The organism is Streptomyces sp. WM4235, assembly GCF_001279725.1.
Lineage (GTDB): Bacteria > Actinomycetota > Actinomycetes > Streptomycetales > Streptomycetaceae > Streptomyces.
Genome location: NZ_LGDE01000105.1, coordinates 1 through 4,600, shown reverse-complemented (window position 1 = coordinate 4,600; position 4,600 = coordinate 1). Strand labels below are relative to the sequence as shown.

The window sequence follows — 4,600 nt, the reverse complement described above, 5'->3', positions numbered from 1 at the left end:
GTATGGGGGTGGGGGTGGGGGTGGACATGGTCGGGCGGACTGATCGGCCGCTGGTCACCGAATGCTCCTGTTCTCGAATTCGTCGAAGGAATCGAAAGAATCGGGCGCCGTCCCGCGGCGCCACGCGTGGGAACGACGTGAGGTCACACGAGCCGGTCGATCGGGCGCGGGCCCGTCCCGCCGCACGGGTCGACACCGCCGCGCTCAGCCCGGCCAGGTCCCCGTGAGGCGCCGGGCGGCCACGGCGCCCGAGCGGTCGACCGCGGCTTTGACCACGGCGAAGATGGCGCCCTGGATGGCGGCGGCGATGAGGATCTGCCGCCAGGTCCGTTCCTCGTCCGTGGCGTTGGGGGCGTCCCCGTCACCTTCGACGAGCTTCCAGATCTGCCGGAACAGGGCGCCCGCGATCATGCCGCCGGCGGCGCCCAGAGCCAGCCCCACCGGCTTGTAGGCGAGGGTGGCCGCCTTCATCGCCGGTGCCCCCGGCCGCGGCACACCAGCAGGAGGGCCAGCGGGGCCGCCCCGCCGACGGCGAGCAGTGGCGTCCGGCCGTCGGGCGCCGAGGGCGGGCGCTCGGCCGGGTCGCGCGGCTCCACCGGCGTGGGCGTGCCGACATCGTTTCGGCGGTTTTTCGTCATCGGTGGACCTTCTCCTCATTCTCGGCCGGATCGGCCTCGACGCTGTCGATGGCCCTGCTCGGGAAAGGAAGGTCGAATCGTGCGATCCGCCTCTTTCCCTGCACCGGCGGCGATCCTCCGGGAATGGACAGCCGACGCGAGAAAACGCAAGCGGTGGCTTTTCCTGTCGGAAGTCGTTTCTCGAAGGACGCGCACATCGTCGTTGTGACGCGCCTACCCGACAAACGACCGGACACCCGCCCGGGGCGGAGAATCCGGCAGGGGAATGGAATCGGCCCGGCAGCGAATGGGGCTCCATGCGGACACGTACGGTGACGACGCCGGGGCCGTCAGGCGGTGCGGGCCTCCCGGATGGGGGCGCCCGCGTGGTGGAGGCTGGCCAGGGTCTGCCGGTAGGACTCGATCAGGCCGGTCTCCAGGTGGCTGACGCCGAGCTCCTGGCAGTGACCGCGCACGATGGCCTGGGCCCTGCGCAGGTGCGGGCTGGGCATGCTGGGGAAGAGGTGGTGCTCGATCTGGTAGTTCAGGCCGCCGAGAACGATGTCGGTGAACAGGCCGCCGCGCACGTCGCGCGAGGTCAGCACCTGGCGGCGCAGGAAGTCGGGGCGGTCCGTTCCCCGCAGGGTCGGCATGCCCTTGTGGTTCGGGGCGAAGATCGAACCGAGGTAGACGCCGAAGAGGCACTGGTGGACGAGCAGGAACACGATCGCCTTGCCGGGCGGAAGCACCAGGAACAGTGCGCCGAGATAGGCCGCGATGTGGCCGATGAGGAGGGCGCCTTCCCAGGCCCGGTTCCTGAGGGACTTGTCGGCGAGCGACCGGAGTCCGGACACGTGCAGGTTGAACCCTTCCAGCGTGAGCAGCGGGAAGAACAGGAGCGCCTGGGAGCGGCCCAGGAGCCGTGGCAGCCCCTTCGCGGCGCGCGCCTGGTCCTGTGTCCAGACGAGGATGTCGGGATCGAGGTCGGGATCGAGATCCTCGTGGTTCGGATTGGCGTGGTGTCGGGTGTGCTTGTCCTGCCACCAGCCGTACCCCATGCCGATGCCGAGGTTCCCGGCGAGGCGCCCGGACACTTCGCCGGCCTTGCGCAGGCGGAAGACCTGCCGATGTGCGACGTCGTGGGCCAGAAGTGCGACCTGACCGAACACGAAGGCGAGGAAGGCGGCGACGACGAGTGTCCACCAGCTGTCGCCGACCAACACGAACGCCACCCAGCCCAAGCCGTAGAGGCCTGTCACGGTGGCGATGCGGAGCGTGTAGTAGCCGGGGCGTCGGGCCATCAGTCCGGCTGCCTGGATCTTCCTGGAGAGTCGGGCGAAATCGCTCCCCGTCCCTCCCGGGGTGGGCGCCCCCGGCTCGGGCGGAGGACGCACCCTCTGCTGCGAATTCATGATCAGAAGTCACTTTCCGTTGGCCGTCGATGCCGAAACCGGCGCACCGGCGGCTCTGTCCACTGCGCCTACCCGCATTCGTGGAGTTGACGTGCGGTTTCCCGCGCGGAAGGCGACGCCCGGGATCCCGCGGCATTCCCCGGGTCTCGCGGGGCCTCGCGGCGCCTCGCGCGGGGGTCAGCGGCCCTCGAAGTCGAGGGCGTCGGCCAGCGCGGCTTCCCGTTCCGCCACGTCCCCCGCGCTTTCGGCGATCACCGCGTACCGCCAGGAGCGGCCGTCGGGCGGAGCGTCCGCGTAGAGGACGACGCCCTCGCCGCTCGCCGGGTCGAAGGCGAGGCGGTGTTCGCGCACCCGGTCGAGGGCCGCCTCGAAGCCGAAGGGGCGCCGCGTCCGTCCCGTGGCCACCGACCAGGCCGGACGGGTGACGGGCGATGCCGCCGTCAGGCGGGTGACCATGGCGTGCGGGGTCGTGGTGGCGGTACGGCGGATGTTGCTCTCGCTCGCGTACGCCTCACCGTCCGCGTTCACCAGCGCGTCGACTCCGAACGGCCCGGCGTAGCCGTGGTCGGCGAGATGGCGGCCCAGGGCCGTCCCCCACTTCTCCAGTTCCTCGGCCGGATGTGCCGAGGACGGCGGCAGCGGGGAGAGGTATCCCGTGAAGGATCCGTCGGTGGTACGCATCGCGCCGCTGAACAGGGTGTGTGTCCCGGATGCGGTGGTCTCCAGTTGGATGCTCACCGACTCGACCACGTCGAGGCATTCCTCCACCACCCACGTGCCCTCGGGGCCGCCGACGGTGTCGAGCTCCAGGGCCGCCCCGCCCCGCAGGTCCTCGCGGGACACGAAGCGCAGACCATGCCCTCCCGCGGACCGGTCGGGCTTGACCACGACGCGTTCGTGGCTCTCCAGGAGCTCGCGGACGACGCCCTCCGTCTCGGGGCGCCGGCACACCCGTCCTGTCGGCAGCCGCATCCCCAGGTGGTCGGCCGCCTCGCGGAAGCCGGCCTTGGTGTTGAGCAGCATGGTCGTCTTCAGGGCGGCCGCCGCGGCGTCGACCGTCGGGTAGGGGTGCACCGTGAGGCCGAGGTCCCGGGCGAACGTGATCGCCGAAGCGTCGAGCGCCGTCGGCAACAGTGCCGCCCCGCGGTCGGCGGCGAGAGCCCGGACGTGTTCGGCGAGACCGGCCTCGCGCACCGCCCGCGCCAGGGGGACGGCGCCGGACGGGGGTACCTCGACGACCGTGACCGTCTCCGGGGGCACCCCCGTGAGGTCGCCCACGTACCGCAGGAACTCCCCGCTCAGGGGCACCGGGGTGACGAGTACGTCCCCGGGCCGCAGCAACCACGCCTTCCGCGGCGCCTGCTGTGCCCACCGCGTCAGCACGTGCCCCTCGCCGAGATCGACCGCCAGGTCCGAGAGGAAGTTCGCGAAAACGACGAACGGACCCGCCTCACTCATCCGGACCCGCCTCATTCATCGCCGCTCCTCTTCCGTCGCCTGTTCCACTGCTACCCGCGCCGGCCGGTCCGAGACGCGTGGGCGCGTCCCCTCACCCTTGCGAGCCACGACCCGGCCCCGGCGGGACCTCGACCTCCCCGCACACCCATTCGACTCATCTCGTACGGAGGGATCCTCGTTCCGGCGCGGGGGGCTACCGGTGAGCGGGCACGTACCTGTAGCCGACGCGGCGCACCGTGGAGATGCGGCCCCGGTGGGCGGGGCCGAGCTTGCCGCGCAGTCGGGCGATGTGGACGTCGACGGTGCGGCCGTCGCCGATGCGCCCGTAGCCCCAGATGCCCGAGATGAGGGCGTCGCGGGTGTGCACCGTGTTCGGGTGGGTCCCCAGGGGGGCCAGGAGGGCGAACCCCATGTACGGGGGTTCCAGTTCGCGCCCGTCGACCTCGACCAGCCGACGGGCCGGGTCGATCCGGATGGCACCGTCGGTGTGAACCCGTTCGTGGCGGGGCACCGGTGCCGACTCGGGAGCCGGAGGGCTCGCGGGTTCGACGGGCCGGCCCTCAGGGCGGATGCCGTGCGATCTCATCAGCGCAGCCGGGTCGACGTCCGCCGGCAGGAACACGAGGTATCCGACGCGGCCGTCGACGGTCCCGTCGACAGGGGTGCCGGGCGGACGGCCGCCGACCAGTTGGAGGCGGGAGGTCGGGGAACGGTGGGCGGAGGGTGCGGGAGGCGCGGTGGTCACGATGAGCCCCTTCGGCTGCTCGGAGTGGGTTACGGATACCGGGAGTTCGGCCGCGTCAGGGGGGCGGGCGCGGCTGCTTCGACCCGCGGGGACGGGGTCGCCGCACGCCGGGCGACCACGGCGTCACGGCGAGCCGGAGTCGACTGCCGGATCGGGGAGGGAAGGCGTGCGCACAGCGGGAGAACGACAGCCGAGAGGTCGGCGCGCGTCACGTGAAGTGCCCTGACGGAAAGCCCTAGAAGGGTCGGCAGACCGCGCCGGCGACGAGACGGAAGTCAACGTGCCTGCGGCGTACGAGCAACGGCTGCGACGGGGGCATGGTCACATCGTGAGGTGCTCGACCGGCGTGCGTCAATACTTTCCTACCG

General features: G+C 71.7%; 5 protein-coding genes. All 5 read right to left on the bottom strand.

Translation table 11 applies throughout. The features are described 5' to 3' along the window. Positions 1-204: 204 nt before the first annotated feature. The 5 genes from ADK55_RS10580 to ADK55_RS10565 all read right to left on the bottom strand — a co-directional run bounded on the left by ADK55_RS10580 (position 205) and on the right by ADK55_RS10565 (position 4,232). Positions 205-471 (bottom strand): DUF4235 domain-containing protein, encoded by a 267-nt coding sequence (locus tag ADK55_RS10580; RefSeq protein ID WP_053677353.1) that lies wholly within the window; start codon positions 469-471, stop codon positions 205-207. Next, the gene (locus tag ADK55_RS38470; RefSeq protein WP_159041349.1) at positions 468-638 is read right to left on the bottom strand and encodes a hypothetical protein; all 171 of its coding nucleotides are present in this window, start codon (positions 636-638) and stop codon (positions 468-470) included. Before ADK55_RS38470 ends, ADK55_RS10580 begins: the two co-directional genes overlap by 4 nt. 329 nt (positions 639-967) lie before the next feature. Then, entirely contained in the window at positions 968-2,029 is a 1,062-nt protein-coding gene (locus tag ADK55_RS10575; protein WP_078998751.1) for a fatty acid desaturase family protein, read from the bottom strand. A gap of 177 nt (positions 2,030-2,206) precedes the next feature. After that, positions 2,207-3,487, bottom strand: coding sequence for a peptide ligase PGM1-related protein (locus tag ADK55_RS10570; RefSeq protein WP_053677348.1), 1,281 nt, complete (start codon positions 3,485-3,487; stop codon positions 2,207-2,209). A 193-nt stretch (positions 3,488-3,680) separates the two neighbouring features. Further along, positions 3,681-4,232 carry a winged helix-turn-helix domain-containing protein gene (locus ADK55_RS10565; protein WP_053677346.1) on the bottom strand — a complete coding sequence of 184 codons (552 nt, stop codon included), beginning with the start codon at positions 4,230-4,232 and terminating at the stop codon, positions 3,681-3,683. Positions 4,233-4,600: the final 368 nt, after the last annotated feature.

Bases quoted from the DNA above. Each gene is read 5' to 3' on its own strand.
- ADK55_RS10580 (WP_053677353.1), bottom strand. From the start codon at position 471: ATGAAGGCGGCCACCCTCGCCTACAAGCCGGTGGGGCTGGCTCTGGGC.
- ADK55_RS10575 (WP_078998751.1), bottom strand. From the start codon at position 2,029: ATGAATTCGCAGCAGAGGGTGCGTCCTCCGCCCGAGCCGGGGGCGCCC.
- ADK55_RS10570 (WP_053677348.1), bottom strand. From the start codon at position 3,487: ATGAGTGAGGCGGGTCCGTTCGTCGTTTTCGCGAACTTCCTCTCGGAC.
- ADK55_RS38470 (WP_159041349.1), bottom strand. From the start codon at position 638: ATGACGAAAAACCGCCGAAACGATGTCGGCACGCCCACGCCGGTGGAG.